Here is a 19782-nt window from a genome sequence, read left to right on the forward strand (position 1 = left end):
TATTCTCCAGGTTATCCAACAATCAAACGGCTGCCACGCACGGCACGTATCGTGTAATGACCGGCCTGCGTATCGCTGCCGGGAATCAGTTCCACATCCCACAAGGCGCCGCGATACATGACGCGCGCCACGCCATCGACCCAATGCGCGACCGTCACGCTTTGGCCGATATCCAGATTCACATTCGGATCCTGCGCCGCATCGCGCCGCCCCGCCCTGCCAAAACGGCTGCGCCGCAATAACAGCGTAGCCGCCACGCCGACCACGGCGGCCGTCAAGGCCTGCCAACTGCCATTTCCGCCGGCCAGCGCCACCAATCCTCCGGCACTGATGCCGATGGCGATCATCAGCAGGTAAAACGTGCCCGTGAACAGCTCCAGGATCAATACCGCGCCAGCCGCTACAAACCAGCCTACCCATTCAGCCATGATGCCTCCATCTTTGTGAATCCAAAATAAAAAACCCCGCAGCCTATATAAGCGACGGGGTTTAATGCGCTGTACTGCCTGATATTATTCTTGCCAAACACCTATATACAAGCAGTCTAACGCAATTCCAGATGACGTCAATAGCCGGGGGCGAATTAGCGCCGCCAGACCAGCCAATTATTCCTCGAGCAGGCTGCGCAGCATCCACGCCGTCTTTTCATGCAGATCGAGGCGCTGCGTGATCAGGTCGGCCGTCGGCTGGTCATTGGCTTTTTCCAGCAGCGGGAACAGGCGGCGCGCCGTGCGCGCGGTCGCTTCCTGCGCCGCCACCAGGTGGCTGACCATGTCCAGGGCCGGCGGCACGCCGTCGATTTCCTTGATCGAAGCAAGCTTGACGAATTCCTTGTAGGTGCCGGGCGCCGGATAGCCGAGAGCGCGGATACGCTCGGCGATCAGGTCCAGCGCGGCCCACTGTTCCGTGTATTGCGTCATGAACATCAGGTGCAGGGTGTTGAACATCGGTCCCTTGACGTTCCAGTGAAAATTATGGGTCATCAGGTACAAGGTGTAGCTGTCGGCCAGCAGGCCGGACAGGCCTTCCGCAATCTTCGCGCGGTCCGCCTCGGAAATGCCGATGTCGATCTTTGCCACCTTGCTCGGTTTCTTGCTTGCCATGTGAACTCCCGTTTCAATGTATTGGTGGAATCATTTTAGCTGATCTGGCGCAAGCCCATCGGATACTCCCGTGCGCCCCATGGCAGGCATAAAAAAACCCGCTGCCGGGTCAGCGGCAGCGGGTTTTTCAGCGGACGGGAAAGACGCTTACGCTTTCAGCGCAGCGAGCTTTTGCCACGTATCGATCACCGAGTCGGGATTCAGGGACATCGACTCGATACCCTGCTCCATCAGCCAGACGGCGAAGTCCGGATGATCGGAAGGCCCCTGGCCGCAGATGCCGATGTACTTGCCGCGTGCCAGGCAAGCCTTGATGGCCAGGGCCAGCAGGGCTTTCACGGCAGGATCGCGCTCGTCGAAGTCGGCGGCCAGCAATTCCATGCCGGAATCGCGGTCCAGGCCCAGGGTCAGCTGGGTCAGGTCGTTCGAGCCGATCGAGAAGCCGTCGAAATGGTCGAGGAACTGGTCGGCCAGTATGGCGTTCGACGGTACTTCGCACATCATGATGACGCGCAAGTCGTTCTCGCCGCGCTTCAGGCCATTTTTCGCCAGCAGGTCGATGACTTTCTCGGCCTGGCCCAGGGTACGCACGAATGGCACCATGATTTCCACGTTCGTCAGGCCCATGTCGTTACGCACGCGCTTCATCGCTTCGCATTCCATGTTGAACGCTTCGGAGAAGTCTGCCGACAGGTAGCGCGCCGCGCCGCGGAAGCCCAGCATCGGGTTTTCCTCGTCCGGCTCGTAGCGCGAACCGCCGATCAGCTTCTTGTACTCGTTCGACTTGAAGTCGGACAGGCGCACGATGACTTTTTCGGCCAGAACGCGGCGGCGATGGTGGCGATGCCTTCGGCCAGCTTGTCGATATAGAACGCCTTCGGCGAAGCGTGGCCGCGCGCCACCGATTCCACGGCCTTTTTCAGGTCGGCATCGATGTTCGGGTATTCCAGGATCGCGCGCGGATGCACACCAATATTGTTATTGATGATGAATTCCAGACGCGCCAGGCCCACGCCCGCATTCGGCACGGACTGGAAGTCGAACGCCAGCTGCGGATTGCCCACGTTGAGCATGATCTTGGTATCGAGCTTCGGCAATTCGCCGCGCGACACTTCCGATACTTCCGTTTCCAGCAAGCCATCGTAGATCTTGCCTTCGTCGCCTTCGGAGCACACCACGGTGACAAAGGTGCCGTCTTTGAGCACGTCGGTCGCGTCGCCGCAGCCGACGACGGCCGGCACGCCGAGTTCACGGGCGATAATTGCTGCGTGGCAAGTACGGCCGCCACGGTTGGTGACGATGGCCGACGCGCGCTTCATGACCGGTTCCCAGTTCGGGTCCGTCATGTCGGCAACGAGCACGTCGCCTGGTTGCACGCGTTCCATGTCGGCCGGGTCGTGAATCACGCGCACGGGGCCGGCGCCGATCTTCTGGCCGATGGCGCGGCCCGACGTCAGCACGGTGCCGGTGCTCTTCAGCTTGAAGCGTTCCTGCACGTCGGTCGCCTTTTGCTGCGACTTGACGGTTTCAGGGCGTGCCTGCAGGATATACAGCTTGCCGTCGCGGCCATCCTTGCCCCACTCGATGTCCATCGGACGGCCGTAGTGGTTCTCGATGATGACGGCGTACTTTGCCAGCTCCACCACTTCGCTGTCGTTCAGCGAGTAGCGGTTGCGCATTTCCACTGGCACGTCGACGGTTTTCACGGAACGGCCGGCTTTCGCTTCGTTCGTGAATTCCATCTTCAGCAGCTTCGAGCCGATATTGCGGCGGATCACAGGCGACTTGCCCTTTTCCAGCATCGGCTTGTGCACATAGAATTCGTCGGGATTGACGGCGCCCTGCACCACGGTCTCGCCCAGGCCATAGCTGGAAGTGACGAAGACCACGTCCTTGAAGCCCGATTCCGTGTCGATGGTGAACATCACGCCGGCCGCGCCCAGGTCGGAACGCACCATGCGCTGTACGCCGGCCGACAAGGCCACTTCAGCGTGCGTAAAGCCCTTGTGCACGCGGTAGGAGATGGCGCGGTCGTTGTACAGCGAAGCGAACACCTGCTTCATGGCCTCGAGCACGTTGTCGATGCCGACCACGTTCAGGAAGGTTTCTTGCTGGCCAGCAAAAGACGCGTCCGGCAAGTCTTCGGCCGTGGCCGAGGAACGCACGGCAAACGACATTTCCGTGTCGGAATCGGCCACCAGCTTGGCGTAGAACTGATCGATTTCAGCGGCCAGGCGTGGCTGGAACGGGGTTTCGACGATCCATTGACGGATCTCGGCGCCGGCTTGCGCCAGCGCGCGCACGTCATCGATGTTCAGCCCTTCGAGGCGCTGGGCGATGCGTTCGGCCAGCGGCAAGCCGCCGTTGGCGCTATACGAGAGGAAGTCGCGGAATGCCTGCGCCGTGGTGGCAAAGCCACCGGGCACGCGCACGCCGGCTTCCGCCAGCTGGCTGATCATTTCGCCCAGGGAGGCGTTCTTGCCGCCGACGGATTCAACATCCGTCATGCGCAAATGCTCGAACGAGGCAACATACACCGCGTCCTTGTCTTTCTGCTGTTGCGATACTGCGTTGGTCATAATGACACCCTTACTGATGATAGAAATCTTTACGCGCGGCGCACAGACAGTCTTCTTGTTATTCTTGGCGTCGTGCAGCACAATCATACCGTTACAGCCATTTTACCTTGTGCGGCGCAAATTGACGACGCACAATCTCGATCCAAAGACCCATGACACAAGAACCACGCCCTCCTCTGCCCGCCGCGGCCCGCACCGTCTTCTTCGTTTCGGACGGCACCGGTATCACCGCCGAGACCTTCGGCCATTCGGTGCTGACGCAGTTCGATCTGCGCTTCCGCCAGATCCGCCTGCCCTTCATCGACACCATGGACAAGGCCTACGAGGCGGCGCGCAAGATCAACGAAGCCTTCGCCGCCGATGGCCAGCGCCCCATCATTTTCTCCACCCTCGTGAAGAACGACCTGTCGGCCGTGATCCGCAAGTCCAGCGGCATGCACATGGACCTGATCCAGACCTTCGTCGCCCCGCTGGAGCAGGAACTGGGCGTGATGTCGACCCATACCATCGGGCGTTCGCACAACATCGTCGACAGCGAGGAATACAAGAACCGCATCGAGGCGATCAACTATTCGCTGGCGCACGACGATGGCCAGTCGCACAAGAACCTGTCCTCGGCCGATGTCATTCTGGTGGGTGTTTCGCGCTCTGGCAAGACCCCGACCAGCCTGTATCTGGCCATGCAATACGGTATCAAGGCGGCCAATTATCCGCTGATTCCCGACGATTTCGAGCGCGACAAGCTGCCATCGGCCCTGCTGGAATTTAAGAATAAAATTTTCGGATTAAGCATTACGCCCGAACGTTTGTCGGAAATACGCAACGAAAGACGCGCAGGAAGCAAGTATGCGGCGATTGAAAACTGCCGCTACGAGGTCAACGAGGCGGAAAAGATGATGAAACGCGAAGGCATCCGCTGGCTCTCGTCGACCACCAAGTCGATCGAGGAGATCTCCACGACGATCCTGCAAGAGATCAAGCCGAACCGCCGCGAGTACTAGAGCGCCTGACCAAACCTGCTGCGCGTCGGTATAGGCGGCTTGCGATGCTCACCGTACTAGAAGTACGGTTGCGCTTCTCGGCCACCTCTCCCTTCCGCTCGCGACGGTTTTGTCAGGCGTTCGCCTCGCGGGACAGCACCGTCAGCGCCGCCACCAATTGGTCCAGTTCAGCGGTGGTGGTCGTGACGGCCACCGTGGCGCGCACGATGTCGGCATCGCCGACATTGCGCTGCACGGTGAATATGCCAAAGCGCTGCAGCAAGGCTTGCTGCAGATCGCGCGCGCTCATGCCGTCGACGGCGAAGGCGACCAGCGCCGTGCCACGCTTGGCATCGAGCGGCGACAATATGCGCACGCCAGGCAGCTGCGCGGCGCGGCTGACCCAGTAATTGCGCAGCCAGGCCAGGCGTTCCGTCTTGGCCGGCGTGCCGCCCAGGCGCGCATGGAAGTCCAAGGCGGCAGGCGCGGCCAGGATGGCGCCGATCGGCGGCATGCCCATGTGCAGGCGGCTGCGGATATCGTCAAGCGGATAATCGTCGTCGCCACAATGCGGCTCGATCTTGTGCAGCTGCGATGCACGGATATACACGACACCGAGTCCCGCCGGCGCCCCCAGCCATTTGTGCAGATTGAAACCGGCGAAATCGACGCCCATGGCTTGCACGTCCACGTCGAGCTGTCCCAGCGCATGGGCGCTGTCGAGCAGCACGTCGATGCCGTGTTCGCGCGCCAGCGCCATGATGGCCTGCAGCGGCAGTTGCTGGCCATTGGCCGGCGCCACCTGCGACAGCAGCAGCAATTTCGGCTTGACGGCCTGGCGCATGGCTTGCGCGTAACGGGCGATGATCTCGTCATCACCGATGGGCAAGCGCAAGGCGACTTGCGTGCTGGTGACGCCACGGCGCTGCGCCAGCCAGCGCATGGCCGTGCGCATGGCCGGATAGTCAAGATTACTCCACAGCACCGTATCGCCGGGCGCCAGTCCGTGGTATTGCGTGATCAGCACCTGCATCGACTCGGTGCCGCTGCGGGTCAGCAGGATCTCGTGCGGCTGCGCATGGATCAGCGCGGCGACGCGCTGGCGCAGAATATCCACATGCGTGCGCGTGAATTCTCCGCGCACGAAGGGACTTAGTTGCTCGTTCGTGTAGCGCACGGCCTGCTCGAAGGCCGCTTGCACGGGGCCGCCATGGCGCCGAAATAGCCATGCTCAAGGTTGACGATGGCGTCCGGCGGCGCGGGATACAACGCGGCGATCTGGCGCCACCAGGCCTCGTCGCGTGCGGCACCGTCGGCGAGCAAAGGGAAAACAGGATAATCAGGCATGGCTGGCCTCGGTGCGAAAGTGTCAGGACTGGCCCTGGCGCAGCTGTTCGAAGAAGCACACGGCGGCGCAGGCGGCCACGTTCAGTGATTCGATCTGCCCCAGGTGGGGAATGACCACCTGGTGCGTCGCCATCGACAGCAGGTCGTCGGCCACGCCCTGCCCTTCATGGCCGAACAGCCAGGCGACGGGCTGGCGCAGGTCGACGTCGTACAATCGCTGGGTGGCGTAGCCGCTGGTGGCGAGCGTCGCCACCTTGGCGTTCGATACGAGTGCCGCCAGGTCGACGTTTTCAAAGATGTCGAGCACGAAGTGCGCGCCCATGGCCGCGCGCAGCACCTTGGGCGACCAGCAGAAGGCCGTGCCGGCACTGCAGTACACTTGCGTGATGCCGGCGGCGGCCGCGCTGCGCAGGATGGAGCCCACGTTGCCCGGGTCTTGCAGGTTATCGAGCAGCACGGCCGACACGCTCAGGGGCTGCGTGACGGCCCGTTCCGGCGTCTCGATGAGGAACATCACGCCCACGCCGTGCTCGACCTGGCTCACCGCGTGGTACAGCGCGTCGGGCAAGCCCAGTACGTGCGCGCGCCGGCTTTCCAGCTGACCGACGATGTCCGCCACTTCGGGGTTCTGCAAGGCGCTTTCGCTGACGATGCACTGCTCCGGCATGCCGCGCAGCTGCAGGTACGACTGGCACAGGTGCACGCCGTCGAGCAGGGTGCGGCCCGACTTGCGGCGCGCCTGGGAACTGCCCGCCAGCTTCAATAAATCCTTGTATTGCGCATTGTCCCGCGAGGTAATCGTCTTCATGCGACCACCTCCTGCCCGCCAAACAGGGCGATGACGTTGCGCACGGGCGCGAACGAGCGGCGGTGCACGGGCGAGGCGCCGTGCAGGTGCAGGCGCTCCAGGTGCAATTTTGTGCCATAGCCCTTGTGCTGGTCGAAGCAGTACTCGGGATAGGCCGCATGCAGGTGCACCAGCGCCGCGTCGCGCGCCGTCTTGGCCAGGATCGAGGCGGCGGAAATCGAATCGACCTTGTCGTCGCCGCCGACGATCGCCATGCCGCGCACCGGCATCACGGGGCAGCGGTTGCCGTCGATCAGGGCCAGGGTCGGCACGGTCGCCAGGGCTTCGACGGCGCGGCGCATGGCCAGCATCGACGCCTGCAAGATGTTCAGGCGGTCGATTTCCTCTTCCGACGCTTCGGCGATGGCCCAGGCCAAAGCCTTGGCCTTGATCTGCGGCGCCAGCAGCTCGCGCCTGGCTTCGGTTAGTTTTTTCGAGTCGCGCAAGCCGTCGATCGGCTGGTTCGGGTCGAGGATCACGGCGGCGGCGAAGACGGGGCCGGCCAGCGGACCGCGCCCTGCCTCGTCGACGCCGCAGATGATTTCGTCGAGCGAGAATGGCAAGTCGTCAAACAGGCCAGGATAGATATTTTTCACGTTGAATCTTTGGTTGGTACTGCGGTTGAAGCGGTGATCGGGCGTTACTTGCGGTTGGCGGCGATGACCTGCATGACGGCGTTGGCGCTTTCGCGCGCGCTGTCGCGCAGCAGGCTGTGGTGCATGTCCGTAAAGCGCTGCACCAGGCGCAAACGGCCCGGCACGTCGCTCAGCTGCTGCCACATGGCGTCCGCCAGCGCTTGCGGGCTGGCCGCGTTTTGCAGCAGCTCGGGCACCAGGTAATCACGCGCCAGGATGTTCGGCAAACCAATCCACGGCTGGTAGCCCATGTGGCGCATGATTTCCCACGAGGCGCGCATCATCTTGTAGGCGATGACCATGGGCTTCTTGTACAGCGCCACTTCCAGCGATGCCGTGCCGGAGGCCACCAGCACCGCATCGGCGGCGCAGATGGCCGTGTGCGAGCCGCCATCGGTGAGCAGGATCTCGACGTCCTGCAAGCCCGCCTCACGGATCAGCTGCAAAAGTACTGGCGCTGCTTTTCGCCGGCCATGGGCGCGACGAAGCGCAGCGAACGGTCGCGCGCCAGCAGCAGCTTGCAGGCGCCGACAAACGCCGCCGTATTGTATTTGAGTTCGCCCATGCGGCTGCCCGGCATCAGGGTCACGACATTCGCGTCTTCCGGCAAGCCCAGGACACGGCGCGCGGCCGCTTCGTCGGGCTGCAGGGGGATCATCTCGGCCAGCGGATGGCCGACATAGGTGACGGGCACGCCCGCCTTGCGGTAGATCTCTTCCTCGAAGGGGAAGATCACCAGCATGTGCGAGACGGCCTTGATGATTTTCTTGATGCGCCCGCCGCGCCAGGCCCAGATCTGCGGCCCGATGTAGTGCACGGTGGGGATGCCGCCTTCCTTCAGCTGCTGCTCGAGTCCCAGGTTAAAGCCCGGGTAGTCGGCGCCGATGAAGACGGCGGGACGCTCGGCCAGCAGCTGGTCGCGCAGCGCGTTCTGGATGCCCTTGATTTCGCGGTAGCGGGGAATGATCTCGAACAGGCCGCGCACGGTCAGCTTGTCGAGCGGCCAATCGGACACAAAGCCCTGCCTGGCCATGTGCTCGCCGCCGATGCCGTGGAAACGGGCACCGGGCAGCTGCGGCACGAGGCCCGACAGCAACCGGCTGGCCAGCAGGTCGCCCGACACCTCGCCGGCGACGATGGCGACATTGGCGACACCGAGGCCGCTGGACTGGTCAGCGGACGATGCCACGCGACGCCACGCCCAAAAATTCGCGCATGGCGCGAATGTGTTCCGCCACCTCGGGCGACGCTGCCGCTTCTTCTTCGAACAGGGCCGCCTTGGATTCTTCCAGGGTCAGTCCGGAGCGGTAGATGAGCTTATACGCGGTGCGGATGCCGTTGATCTGTTCGCGCGTAAAACCGCGGCGTTTCAAACCCTCGATATTGACGCCGTGGGCCTGCGCCGGATTGCCGTTCAGGAGCACGAAAGGCGGCACGTCCTGCGTCAGGCTGGTGCTCATGCCGACAAAGGCGTGCGCGCCGATCTTGCAGAACTGGTGCACATTGGCGAAACCGCTCATGATGACCCAGTCGCCGATCTCCACGTGGCCCGCCAGCTGGGCGTTGTTCGAAAAGATCGTATTGTTGCCCACCAGGCAGTCGTGCGCCAGGTGCACATACGCCGAGATCCAGTTGTCGTTGCCCAGGCGCGTCACGCCGCCGCCCTGCACGGTGCCCGTGTTGAAGGTGCAGAATTCGCGGATGGTGTTGCGGTCGCCGATTTCCAGGCGCGTGGCCTCGCCCGCCCATTTTTTATCCTGCGGCTGCGCGCCGATGGAAGAAAACTGGAACAGGTGGTTGCCGCTGCCGATCGTCGTGTGGCCGTCGATGACCACATGCGGGCCCACCTTCGTGCCGGCACCGATGCGCACATGCGGACCGATGATGGTGTACGGACCCACCTCGACCGAGCTGTCGAGCTCGGCCTTCGGATCGATGACCGCCGTGGAGTGGATGGCCGCCATTACTGCCCCGCTGGCTGGCTCATAGACTGGCTCGCATCCTGCGCGCTGCGGATGGTGCACATCAGTTCCGCTTCCACCGCCAGCTTGCCGTCGACCGTACCGACCGCCTTGTATTTCCAGATGCCGCGCGAAACGCGCAGGATTTCCACGTCCATCTTCAGCTGGTCGCCCGGTTCGACTGGACGCTTGAAGCGCGCATTGTCGATGCCGACGAAATACACCACCGAATTTTCGTCCGGTTTCACGCCCATCGTCAGGAACGACAGCAGGGCCGCCGTCTGCGCCAGCGCTTCGATCATCAGCACGCCGGGCATGACCGGCTTGTGCGGGAAATGGCCCTGGAAGAACTCTTCGTTGACCGTCACGTTCTTGATGGCGGTGATGGTTTTGTTCGCTTCCCAGTCCAGCACGCGGTCAACCAGCAGCAACGGGTAGCGGTGCGGCAGCAGCGATTTGATGGCGAGGATGTCGAGGGTCTTTTTTCAGTAGTCATTTTTCGTCTTGCGTGGTCAGTGTTTTAATTGTTTTTTCAAGCGCGCGGATCTTCTCGCGCATGCTTGACAGGTTGCGCACGATGGCGGCGCTCTTTTCCCAGTCGGCGTTCTTGGCCAGCGGATAGAAACCCGTGTACTGGCCCGGCTCCGCGATCGAACGCGAGACCATGCTGCCCGAGCCCACGTGGACGCGGTCGGCAATGGTCAGGTGACCCAGCACCATGGCGGCGCCGCCGAAGGTGCAGTACTTGCCGATGATGGCGCTGCCGGCCACGCCGACGCAGCCGGCCATGGCCGTGTGCGCGCCGATATGGCAGTTGTGGCCGATCTGGATCTGGTTATCGAGCTTGACGCCATCTTCGATGATGGTGTCGGCCAGCGCGCCACGGTCGATGGTGGTGTTGGCGCCGATGTCGACATCGTCGCCGATCACCACCCTGCCCGTCTGCGGTATCTTGATATACACGCCGCCTTCGTTGGCAAAGCCGAATCCGTCGGTGCCGATCACGGCGCCCGAATGGACGATGCCGCGCTGGCCGATCACGCAGCGCGCGTGGAAGGTGACGTTGGCCAGCAATTGCGTGCCGGCGCCGATGACGGCGTCGCGCCCCACCACGCAGCCGGGGCCGATGACGCAGCCGGCGCCGATCACGGCGCCCGCTTCGATTACCGCGTGCACGCCGACGGAGGCGCTGGCGTCAACCTGCGCGCTGGCATCGACAAAGGCGCGCGGATGGATGCCGGCCGGCGCCTTGATCTCGTGCAGGGCGGCGAAATACTGCGCCGCGCGCGCGAAATACACATAGGGATTCGGGGTGACGATGCGCGCGCCGGCGTAGTCGCCGCCGATCAGCGCATCGTCCGCCGGCGTGAGTATCAGCGCCGCGGCGCCGCTCTGGGCCGCCTGTGCGCGGAATTTGCTATTGCTCAGAAAGCTGATGTGCGAAGCGCCGGCGTCGGCCAGCGGCGCGATCCCTGAAACTTCCAGATTGGGATCGCCCGCCAATTGTCCGCCGAAGCGTTCGACCAAGTCTCCTAGTCGAGTGCCCATCTATTTACCTCTATTCTAATGTTACTTGTCCAGCGCCTTCAAGACCTTGTCGGTAATGTCGATGCGCGGGCTGGCCCACAGGGCTTCCTGCAGCACGATGTCATATCCTTCGATATGCGCCATCTGCTGGATGATGGTGTTGGCTTTTTCCGCGATGGCGCTGCGCTCTTCGTTCGTGCGCTGGCTCAGGTCTTCGCGGAACTCGCGCTGGCGGCGCTGCAGTTCCTTGTCCAGCTCGAAAAATTCGCGCTGGCGCTTGGCGCGCTCCGCTTCGCTCAGGGTCGGCATGTCCTTTTCCAGGGCTTCGTTGGCCACCTTGAAACGGGCCGCCAGTTCCTGCACGGCTTTTTCGCGCGAGCGGAACTCTTCGGCCAGCTTGGCGCTGGCCAGCTTGGCCAGCCTCGATTCGTTATAAATACGTTCGCTGCTGATCCAGGCGATCTTCGACTCCTGAGCCTGCGCCTGCACCGGCAACAGCGAACTCCAGCACAATGCGATCACGGCAAGGGTCTTGGGCAGGGTAGCGGATGCGGTGTTCATGATACTCCATGGTCAAAAGGTAAAAGCTGTCGCCCCCGTTCAGATGGCCGGTTAGAAACCGGTGCCCATCTGGAACTGGAAGCGCTCCAGGCGGTCCGTCGGCTTGGCGTTCAGCGGTTTGGCATAGCTCAGCTTGAGCGGGCCCACGGGTGAAATCCAGCTGATGCCCAAGCCAGCAGAATAGCGCAATTGCGAGATCCGCATTTTTCGCCTTCCTGGTAGACCTGGCCGCCGTCAAGGAAACCGAACCAGCGCAAGCTGCGGTCATTGCCCGAACCGGGGAATGGCATCTGCAGTTCCGCGTTACCGATCAGGCGCGACGCGCCGCCCAAGGCATCGTTGGTGCTCGGTTCGACCGCGCCCAGCGAGGAACTCAGGTAGCCGCGCACCGAACCGATACCGCCGCCGTAGAAGTTCTTGAAGACGGGGTAGACGTGCTTGCCGATGCCGTGGCCGTAATCGAGCTCGCCCTTCAGCGCCAGGGTGACCTTGCTGAACAGCGGACGGAAATACTGGTGCTCATAGATGGCACGGAAGTATTTCTGGTCGCCGATCAGGTCGGCCTCCAGGTTGACGCGCTGGTAGCGGCCGATCGATGGCGTCAGGGCGCTGTCGCGGCTGTCGCGCTGCCATGCCGCCGTCAGCGGGATGGAATTCGTGGTGGCCGAACCGATACCGTCGGACGGGCCGCCATTGTCGATCACGTACTGCTTGAAGCGGATCGGGCTGGTGATGTCCGTTTCGATGCGCGAGCGCTCGGCGCCGATGCCGAAGAAGACAGTGTCGACTTCCGAGAACGGCACGCCGAAACTGACGCGGCCACCGGTCTGCTTGATCTTGTAGCTGCCGATGTTGAGCGCCGGCGGTTCCGTCGTCCGCAGGTAGACTTCGAAGCTGCGCGAAATGCCATCGTCCGTGTAGTACGGATTGGTTTGCGAAAACGCGATCGTGCGGCTGTAGTGGCTGGTATTGAGTTCGATGCCGACCGTGTTGCCGCTACCGGCGAAGTTGGCTTGCGAAATCGAGGCCGACAGGGTGAATTTTTCCGATTGCGAGAACGCGCCGCCGATCAGGAAGTTACCCGTTGGTTTTTCCACCACCGTCACGTTGACGTCGACCTGGTCGGTCGTGCCCTGCGCTTCCGGCGTGTCGATGGTCACGTCCTTGAAGTAGCCGAGGCGGTCGACGCGGTCGCGCGACAGCTTGATCTTGTTGCTGTCGTACCAGGACGATTCGAACTGGCGGAATTCGCGGCGGATGACTTCATCGCGCGTGGTGGTGTTGCCGGCGATATTCATGTGGCGCACGTAGACGCGCTTGCCCGGATCGATGAAGAAGGTGAAACCGACTTCGTGCTTTTCGCGGTTGATCTCGGGATTGGCGTTGACGTTGGCAAACGCGTAGCCGAACGTGGCCAGGCGGTCCTGGATACGCTTGTTCGTCGCCGTCAGGCGCGCGCCCGAGTAGATCTCGCCTTCGCGCATCAGGTTCAGCGCCTTGAGCTCTTCTTCGCGGCCGAACATCTCGCCTTCGAACTTGGTGCCGGCGATCTTGTACTTCTCGCCTTCGGTGATGTTGATCGTCAGGTAGATGTCTTTTTTATCGGGCGTGATCGACACCTGCGTCGAATCGACCTGCATCTCGATATAGCCGCGGTCCAGGTAGAAGGACTTGAGCGACTCGATGTCGCCCGTCAGCTTGGTCTTCGAATACTGGTCGGCCTTGGTGTACCAGCTGAACCAGCCGCCCGTGTTCAGGGCCAGCTGCTCGCGCAGTTCCTTGTCCGTGAAGGCCTTGTTGCCGACGATGTTGATCTGCTTGATGCGGGCCACGTCGCCCTCGTCGACGGCGAACACCACGTTGACGCGGTTGCGCTCGATCGGCGTGACGGTGGTGGTGATCTTCACGCCGTACAGGCCATGCGACAGGTACTGGCGCTTGAGTTCCTGTTCCGCGCGGTCGACGGACGCCTTGTCGAAAATCTTGGCTTCACCGACGCCGATTTCCTTCAGGGCCTTGACCAGCACGTCCTTCTCAAATTCCTTGGTACCGGTAAATGCCACGCTGGCGATGGCCGGACGTTCCTCGACCAGCACCACCAGCACGTCGCCATCGGCTTCCAGGCGCACATCCTTGAACATGCCCGTTGCATACAGGGCCTTGATGGCGGCAACGCTCTTCTCGTCGGAGAACGTTTCGCCGACCCGCACCGGCAGGTAGGCGAAGACGGTGCCCGCTTCAGTACGCTGGATCCCTTCGACCCGGATGTCCTTGACAGTAAATGGCTGGACGGCCAGCGCGTGGCCGGAACAGATGGCCATGACGGCGGCGCCGATCAGGCTGCGGCGAAAGGAAGGCAAGGCAAAACGAGCAGAATGTAATTTCATTGGGGTTATTCAATGGGTAAATCAATGGACAACATACACAAAAGATTGCTTGTGCGACTCACGCAATGGCATCAACCACCGCCCTAATTCAGCAATCGCAACACGTCATTAAAGACGGCAAGCACCATCAAGGTCAGCAACAAACCGATCCCCAGGCGCTGGGCAATCTCGCCTACGCGCTCCGGCAAGGGGCGTCCGGTCAAAACTTCCAGCGAATAATACAGCAAATGCCCGCCATCCAGAACAGGAATGGGTAGCAAATTCATCACGCCCAGACTGATACTGATGAAGGCGATGAAGCTCAGGTAGCTTACCAGGCCGATGCGCGCCGTCTGACCCGCGTAATCGGCGATGGTAATGGGTCCGGTCACATTCTTCAGCGACACCTGGCCCGTGATCATTTTGCCCAGCATTTTCAGGCTCATGACACTGGTATCCCAGACCTTGGCGGACGCCTTGCCAACGGCAGAGAACGGTCCCGATGCCACGGTGATCATATCCGGCACCTGTCCCAGCTTTGCCTGTATCTTACCAACTGTTACAGCTCCCTCTGCCCCGGCGCCCGGCACGGCGTCCGGCGTAATCGACAGGGTCAGGTCCTGGCCCTGGCGCAAGAGCTGCAATTGCAGGGTTCGGCCAGGCGCCTGGCTCAGGGTGGCGATGACGGCCGCCACGTCGTGCACGGGCTGTTCGTCGATGGCCAGGATCTGGTCGTTTTTCTGCAGGCCGGCGCGCGCGGCGGCGCCACCGGGCATGATTTCCATCAAGGTGGGCGCGGAACGGGCCATGGTCAGGCCCAGCTTGCCCAGCACGTCGCCTTCCAGGTCCGTTTCCGTCAGGCTGGCCGTCGGCAAGACCGCTTCCTGCTGGCCACGGTCGGGGCGGCGCACTTCGATGCGCGCCGGCAGCTTGTCGAGGGTGGCCTGGATCAGTTCCCAGCGCAGTTCGGACCAGCTGGCCACGGCCTTGCCATTCACCGACTCGACCATATCGCCGCTGCGCAAGCCGGCCGCATAGGCGGCCGTCTGTTCGGCCACGGGACCGAGCTTGCTCGACGGCTCTTCGATGCCATGCATGAACAGGCCCGCGTACAGCACGATGGCGACGAGGAAATTGGCCAGCGGGCCGGCGGCCACGATGGCGATGCGGCGCCACACGCTCTGGCGCGTGAATTCGCGGCGCAATTCGCTTTCCGGCAAGTCGCTGAGGTCTTGCGCACGGCTGTCGAGCATGCTGACATAACCGCCCAGCGGCAGCGCGGAAATCGCCCATTCCGTCTGGTCCTTGCCAAACTTGCGCGAATACACCACTTTTCCCATGCCGATCGAGAAACGCAGCACTTTCACGCCGCACCAGCGCGCCACCAAATAGTGGCCCAGCTCGTGCAGGGTGATCAGTGAACCGAGCGCGACGATAAAGGCCAGCAAGGTGGTGATGAGCGTCATGCAGCCAGCCTTTGCGCGATGTACGCGTGCGCGGCCGCTCTGGCCAGGCGGTCCTGCTCCATCACGGCTTCGATGCTCGAAGCGGCGCCGTGCGGCACCGTCTCGATCACATGGGCGATGACGCGGTCGATCTGGCGGAAGCCGATCTGTTCGTCAAGAAACGCTTGCACGGCCACTTCATTGGCCGCGTTGAGCAGGGCCGGCGCCGTGCCGCCCGCGCGCAAGGCGTCGAAGGCCAGCGCCAGGCAAGGGAAACGGCGGAAATCGGGACGTTCGAACTGCAGGGTAGCCACTTGCGCCAGGTCCAGCTGCGCTACGCCGGAAGCGATGCGCTGCGGATACGCCAGCGCATGGGCGATCGGCGTGCGCATGTCCGGATTGCCCAGCTGTGCCAGCACGGAACCGTCGATGTACGAGACCATCGAATGGATCACGCTTTGCGGATGGATCAGCACCTCGATCTGGTCGGCCGGGGCGCCGAACAGCCAGTGCGCCTCGATCACCTCCAGACCCTTGTTCATCATGGTGGCCGAATCGACGGAAATCTTGCGTCCCATGGCCCAGGTCGGATGCTTGCACGCCTGGTCCGGCGTCACGCTATCCAGCGTCTCGACGTCGCGCGTGAGGAAGGGGCCGCCGGAAGCCGTCAGCACGATTTTTGCCACGCCGGCGGCGCCAGGCGCGCGGCCATGGGCGTGCGGCATGCATTGGAAGATGGCGTTATGTTCGCTGTCGATCGGCAGCAGCACGGCGCCGTTATCGTGCACGGCGTCGATGAACAGCTGGCCGGACATGACCAGCGCTTCTTTATTGGCCAGCAATACTTTTTGCCAGCACGCGCTGCGGCCAGGGTGGGCGCCAAGCCGGCGGCGCCGACGATGGCCGCCATCACGCCCGTCACTTGCGGTGCGCTGGCGATGGCGCACAGGGCGTCCTCGCCGTACTCGACCTGCGTATCGACGCCCTGCCCGCGCAGCAAGCGCGTCAGTTCAAGGGCGGCATCCGCCGTGCCGACGACGGCGCGCCGGGGGCGGAATTGCAGACACTGGGCGGCCAGTTCGGCCACACGGCTGTGGGCGCTCAGCGCATACACGCTGTATTGCTCCGGATGACGCGCGAGCACGTCCAGGGTGGACACGCCGATCGAGCCGGTCGCGCCTAGAATGGTGATGTATTGCATGAGTTTCCTTAAAGCCAGCTGGCCACGAGGGCGGCAAATGGCAGGACCGGGATCAACGCGTCGATACGGTCGAGTACGCCGCCATGGCCAGGCAGCAGCTTGCTGCTGTCCTTGATGCCCGCGCGGCGCTTCAATTGGGATTCGAACAGGTCGCCGACGATGCTGGCGGCGACGAGCAATAGCAGCACCAGCAAGGCCAGCGGCCAGCCGCGGCGCAATTGCAGCTGCACGGCGAAGGTGTCTTGCAGCACCGGCAGCGATGGCGCGGCCACGATGGTGATGGCGGCGATGGCCAGCACGGCGATGCCGCCGCCGATGGCGCCTTCCCAGGATTTGCCTGGGGAAATACTCGGCGCCAGCTTGCGCTTGCCGAAAGCCTTGCCCGAGAAATAGGCGCCGATATCGGCGATCCACACGAGGGCCATGACGGAGAGCAGGTACAAGGGGCTATGCAGGAACAAGGCGATGATGGCGACGAAGCAGCCGACGATGGTCACCGGGTACACCAGGCTGAGCAAGGTATTGCCCAGGCCTTCGGTGGGCGGCAAGCCTGTCGCCAGCGAGGGCACGAAGCGGATCAGCCAGATGGCCACGCACAGGGCGAACCAGAAATTGAGCTGCGCCATGCCGTTACCGACAAAAAACGTATAGGCGAAGGCGGCGGTCCAGACGGCGGCGATCGGCAGCGCCTGGCGATTTTTGAAGATGCGGAAGCTTTCCCAGACGGCGGCGCCGAAGAACGCCGTGGCGATCACGGCGAAGGCGGGGAAATAATTCAGATACAGAACCGGCAGCAAGACCGCCAGAAGGACCAGGGCGGTGATTATCCGTGTTTTCAGCATCAGTTTGTCTTTTCAGTTAGTTGCGCGCTGGTACGGCCAAAGCGCCGTTCGCGCTGCTGGTAAGACGCGATTGCCGCGTCGAGGCACTCGTCATTGAAGTCGGGCCAGAAAGTCTCGGTAAAAAACAACTCAGTGTACGCCAGTTGCCACAGGAGGAAATTGGAAATGCGCTGCTCGCCGCCCGTGCGGATGAACAGGTCGGGCTCGGGCGCATAGGCCATGGCCAGGTGCGGCGCCAGTTGCTCTTCCGTGTAAGCGTGCCCGTCAGGCTGGCCCTTGACGGCAGCCTCGGCCGTCATTTTGTTGACTGCCTGCATGATGTCCCAGCGGCCGCCATAGTTGGCGCAAATCGTCACGGTCAGGCGCGTATTGCCCGCCGTCTTGCGCTCGGCGTCCGCCACCAGTTGCTGCAACTGGGCATTGAAGCGCGACATGTCGCCTACGACCTTCAGGCGGATATCGTTGGCGTGCATGCGTACGACCTCGCGTTCCAGCATCGTGACGAACAGGCGCATCAGCATCGACACCTCCTCTTCCGGGCGGCGCCAGTTTTCCGAGCTGAAGGCAAACAGCGTCAGATATTCGACGCCCCGGTCGAGGCAGGTCTCGACGACACGGCGCACGGTGTCCGCGCCCTTGACGTGGCCAGCCACGCGCGGCAGGAAGCGCTTGGTTGCCCAGCGACCATTGCCATCCATAATGATTGCCACATGGCGCGGCACCGTGCCCACCTCAGGTACTGCCGTTGTCGAACTCGAATAGATCATGAAAACACGAATACCAAAAATAAAAGATAACTATTATGCGCCAAATAGCACTGCCCGGAAAAGCCATGCTTTCCCGGGCAGCGTCAAAAGAACTGAAAACTAGACCGTCAGCACTTCTTTTTCTTTGTCGACAACCATCTTGTCGATGTCCGCAATAAACTTGTCCGTCAGCTTCTGCACTTCTTCCGACGAGCGGCGCTCATCGTCCTCGGAGCAGGCTTTTTCCTTGACCAGTTTCTTCAGCGACTCGTTCGCATCGCGGCGAATGTTACGCACGGCAATCTTCGCGTCTTCCGCTTCGCTCTTGACCAGCTTGACCATTTCCTTGCGGCGCTCTTCCGTCAGCGGCGGCGTCGGCACGCGGATCAGGTCGCCCTGTGCCGACGGGTTCAGACCCAGGTCGGCGTCACGGATGGCTTTTTCGATGGTGCTGGCCATCTTCTTTTCATACGGCTGCACGCCGATGGTGCGCGCGTCGATCAGGGTCACGTTGGCCACCTGGGTCAGCGCCGTCGGCGAACCGTAGTACTCGACCATCACGTGGTCCAGGATACCCGTATGGGCGCGGCCGGTACGCACTTTGGCCAGATCGGCCCGCAGTGTTTCCAGCGATTTCGTCATGCGTTCCTGGGCATTCTTTTTAACGTCAGCTAAGGACATTGCTGTACTCCTTGTCTTGATAATAATGAATATTGCTACTTCGCTTGCGATGAAAACACCAGCGCAGTCGGGAGTGCCGAAAACCGTTCAGGGCAAGGCGCGGCGCCGAAGACAGTACGAATGTACATAACGTGGCTCAGGCACTGCAACGCAGCCATGGACGGTTTCTCGGCGCTCCGCTTCCCTTATACGTGAACCAAGGTGCCTTCGTCTTCGCCCATGATGACACGCATCAGCGCACCTGGCTTGGTGATCGAAAACACTTTAATGGGCAGCTTCTGGTCGCGGCACAGGGCGAATGCGGTGGCATCCATCACTTGCAGGTGCTTGGCGATGGCGTCGTCGAACGTAATCGTGTGGAACAGGGTGGCGTTCGGATCCTTCTTCGGATCGGCCGTGTAGACGCCGTCGACCTTGGTGGCCTTCAGGACGATCTCGGCGCTGATCTCGGAACCGCGCAGGGCGGCTGCCGTGTCGGTGGTGAAGAACGGATTGCCGGTACCGGCGGCGAAGACGACCACTTTGCCTTCTTCCAGGTATTGCAGGGCTTTCGGGCGGACGTACGGCTCGACCACTTGTTCGATGCCGATGGCCGACATGACGCGCGCGGTGATACCGACATGGCGCATGGCATCGGCCAGGGCCAGTGCGTTCATCACGGTGGCGAGCATGCCCATGTAGTCGGCGGTGGCACGGTCCATGCCTTGCGCGCCAGGCGCGACGCCGCGGAAGATATTGCCGCCGCCAATCACGATTGCCAGTTCCACACCCAACTTCGCCACCTCGGCCACATCGGCCACCATGCGCTCGATCGTGGCGCGGTTGATGCCGTAGGGATCATCGCCCATCAGGGCTTCGCCGGACAACTTGAGGAGGACGCGCTTGTAGGCTGGTTTTGACATGAGCTGGGGCTCCATAAATGAGGTTATTCGAGTATGACATGGCGCAGCGCCTTGCAGCG

Annotated in this window: 16 protein-coding genes and 4 pseudogenes; 1 reads left to right on the forward strand and 19 read right to left on the reverse strand. The window is 62.3% G+C overall.

The window, feature by feature from the left end; genetic code table 11:
- Positions 1-11: 11 nt before the first annotated feature.
- The 3 genes and pseudogenes from ACRHIG_RS21355 to ppsA form a co-directional block, all read right to left on the reverse strand.
- The gene (locus tag ACRHIG_RS21355) at positions 12-428 is read right to left on the reverse strand and encodes an NfeD family protein (protein WP_489627831.1); all 417 of its coding nucleotides are present in this window, start codon (positions 426-428) and stop codon (positions 12-14) included.
- Between the two features lie 177 nt (positions 429-605).
- Entirely contained in the window at positions 606-1103 is a 498-nt protein-coding gene (locus ACRHIG_RS21360; protein ID WP_070304020.1) for a Dps family protein, read from the reverse strand.
- Positions 1104-1250: 147 nt separating this feature from the next.
- Positions 1251-3682 (reverse strand): annotated as a pseudogene (gene ppsA / locus ACRHIG_RS21365) (phosphoenolpyruvate synthase).
- Between the two features lie 152 nt (positions 3683-3834).
- Between ppsA and ppsR the strand changes: the two are divergent.
- Complete coding sequence (gene ppsR, locus ACRHIG_RS21370; protein WP_475414230.1) at positions 3835-4683, forward strand: posphoenolpyruvate synthetase regulatory kinase/phosphorylase PpsR; 849 nt, start codon at positions 3835-3837, stop codon at positions 4681-4683.
- 112 nt (positions 4684-4795) lie between these two features.
- Here the strand turns inward: ppsR and ACRHIG_RS21375 are convergent, their stop codons facing one another.
- The 16 genes and pseudogenes from ACRHIG_RS21375 to pyrH all read right to left on the reverse strand — a co-directional run bounded on the left by ACRHIG_RS21375 (position 4796) and on the right by pyrH (position 19723).
- Positions 4796-5863 (reverse strand): aminotransferase class V-fold PLP-dependent enzyme, encoded by a 1068-nt coding sequence (locus ACRHIG_RS21375; protein WP_489627832.1) that lies wholly within the window; start codon positions 5861-5863, stop codon positions 4796-4798.
- A complete protein-coding gene (locus ACRHIG_RS21380) occupies positions 5815-6009 on the reverse strand; it encodes a hypothetical protein (protein WP_489627833.1) in 195 nt (64 codons plus the stop codon). Before ACRHIG_RS21380 ends, ACRHIG_RS21375 begins: the two co-directional genes overlap by 49 nt.
- A gap of 22 nt (positions 6010-6031) precedes the next feature.
- Complete coding sequence (locus tag ACRHIG_RS21385) at positions 6032-6817, reverse strand: TrmH family RNA methyltransferase (protein WP_475414232.1); 786 nt, start codon at positions 6815-6817, stop codon at positions 6032-6034.
- Entirely contained in the window at positions 6814-7452 is a 639-nt protein-coding gene (gene rnhB, locus ACRHIG_RS21390; protein WP_489627834.1) for a ribonuclease HII, read from the reverse strand. The genes ACRHIG_RS21385 and rnhB overlap by 4 nt, the downstream gene beginning before the upstream one ends.
- A gap of 44 nt (positions 7453-7496) precedes the next feature.
- Positions 7497-8680 (reverse strand): annotated as a pseudogene (gene lpxB, locus ACRHIG_RS21395) (lipid-A-disaccharide synthase).
- Positions 8664-9455: an acyl-ACP--UDP-N-acetylglucosamine O-acyltransferase gene (gene lpxA / locus ACRHIG_RS21400; RefSeq protein ID WP_475414235.1), complete on the reverse strand. Its 792-nt coding sequence runs from the start codon at positions 9453-9455 to the stop codon at positions 8664-8666. The pseudogene lpxB and the gene lpxA overlap by 17 nt, the downstream one beginning before the upstream one ends.
- A complete protein-coding gene (gene fabZ, locus ACRHIG_RS21405) occupies positions 9455-9922 on the reverse strand; it encodes a 3-hydroxyacyl-ACP dehydratase FabZ (protein WP_489630856.1) in 468 nt (155 codons plus the stop codon). Before fabZ ends, lpxA begins: the two co-directional genes overlap by 1 nt.
- Positions 9923-9944: 22 nt before the next feature.
- On the reverse strand, positions 9945-11000 hold the full coding sequence (lpxD, locus tag ACRHIG_RS21410; protein WP_475414237.1) for a UDP-3-O-(3-hydroxymyristoyl)glucosamine N-acyltransferase: 1056 nt from the start codon (positions 10998-11000) through the stop codon (positions 9945-9947).
- A gap of 21 nt (positions 11001-11021) precedes the next feature.
- Entirely contained in the window at positions 11022-11540 is a 519-nt protein-coding gene (locus ACRHIG_RS21415; RefSeq protein WP_046684967.1) for an OmpH/Skp family outer membrane protein, read from the reverse strand.
- 51 nt (positions 11541-11591) lie between these two features.
- Positions 11592-13927, reverse strand: a pseudogene (gene bamA, locus ACRHIG_RS21420) (outer membrane protein assembly factor BamA).
- 83 nt (positions 13928-14010) lie between these two features.
- Entirely contained in the window at positions 14011-15372 is a 1362-nt protein-coding gene (rseP, locus tag ACRHIG_RS21425; RefSeq protein WP_489627835.1) for an RIP metalloprotease RseP, read from the reverse strand.
- Positions 15369-16552, reverse strand: a pseudogene (gene ispC / locus ACRHIG_RS21430) (1-deoxy-D-xylulose-5-phosphate reductoisomerase). Before ispC ends, rseP begins: the two are co-directional and overlap by 4 nt.
- An 8-nt stretch (positions 16553-16560) precedes the next feature.
- The gene (locus ACRHIG_RS21435; protein ID WP_475414241.1) at positions 16561-17394 is read right to left on the reverse strand and encodes a phosphatidate cytidylyltransferase; all 834 of its coding nucleotides are present in this window, start codon (positions 17392-17394) and stop codon (positions 16561-16563) included.
- Positions 17394-18161 carry a polyprenyl diphosphate synthase gene (uppS, locus tag ACRHIG_RS21440; RefSeq protein WP_475414242.1) on the reverse strand — a complete coding sequence of 256 codons (768 nt, stop codon included), beginning with the start codon at positions 18159-18161 and terminating at the stop codon, positions 17394-17396. The genes ACRHIG_RS21435 and uppS overlap by 1 nt, the downstream gene beginning before the upstream one ends.
- A gap of 99 nt (positions 18162-18260) precedes the next feature.
- A complete protein-coding gene (gene frr, locus ACRHIG_RS21445; protein WP_092715571.1) occupies positions 18261-18821 on the reverse strand; it encodes a ribosome recycling factor in 561 nt (186 codons plus the stop codon).
- Between the two features lie 185 nt (positions 18822-19006).
- Entirely contained in the window at positions 19007-19723 is a 717-nt protein-coding gene (pyrH, locus tag ACRHIG_RS21450) for a UMP kinase (RefSeq protein WP_034752258.1), read from the reverse strand.
- Between the last annotated feature and the right edge of the window lie 59 nt (positions 19724-19782).

The organism is Janthinobacterium sp. C22 (genome assembly GCF_057919405.1).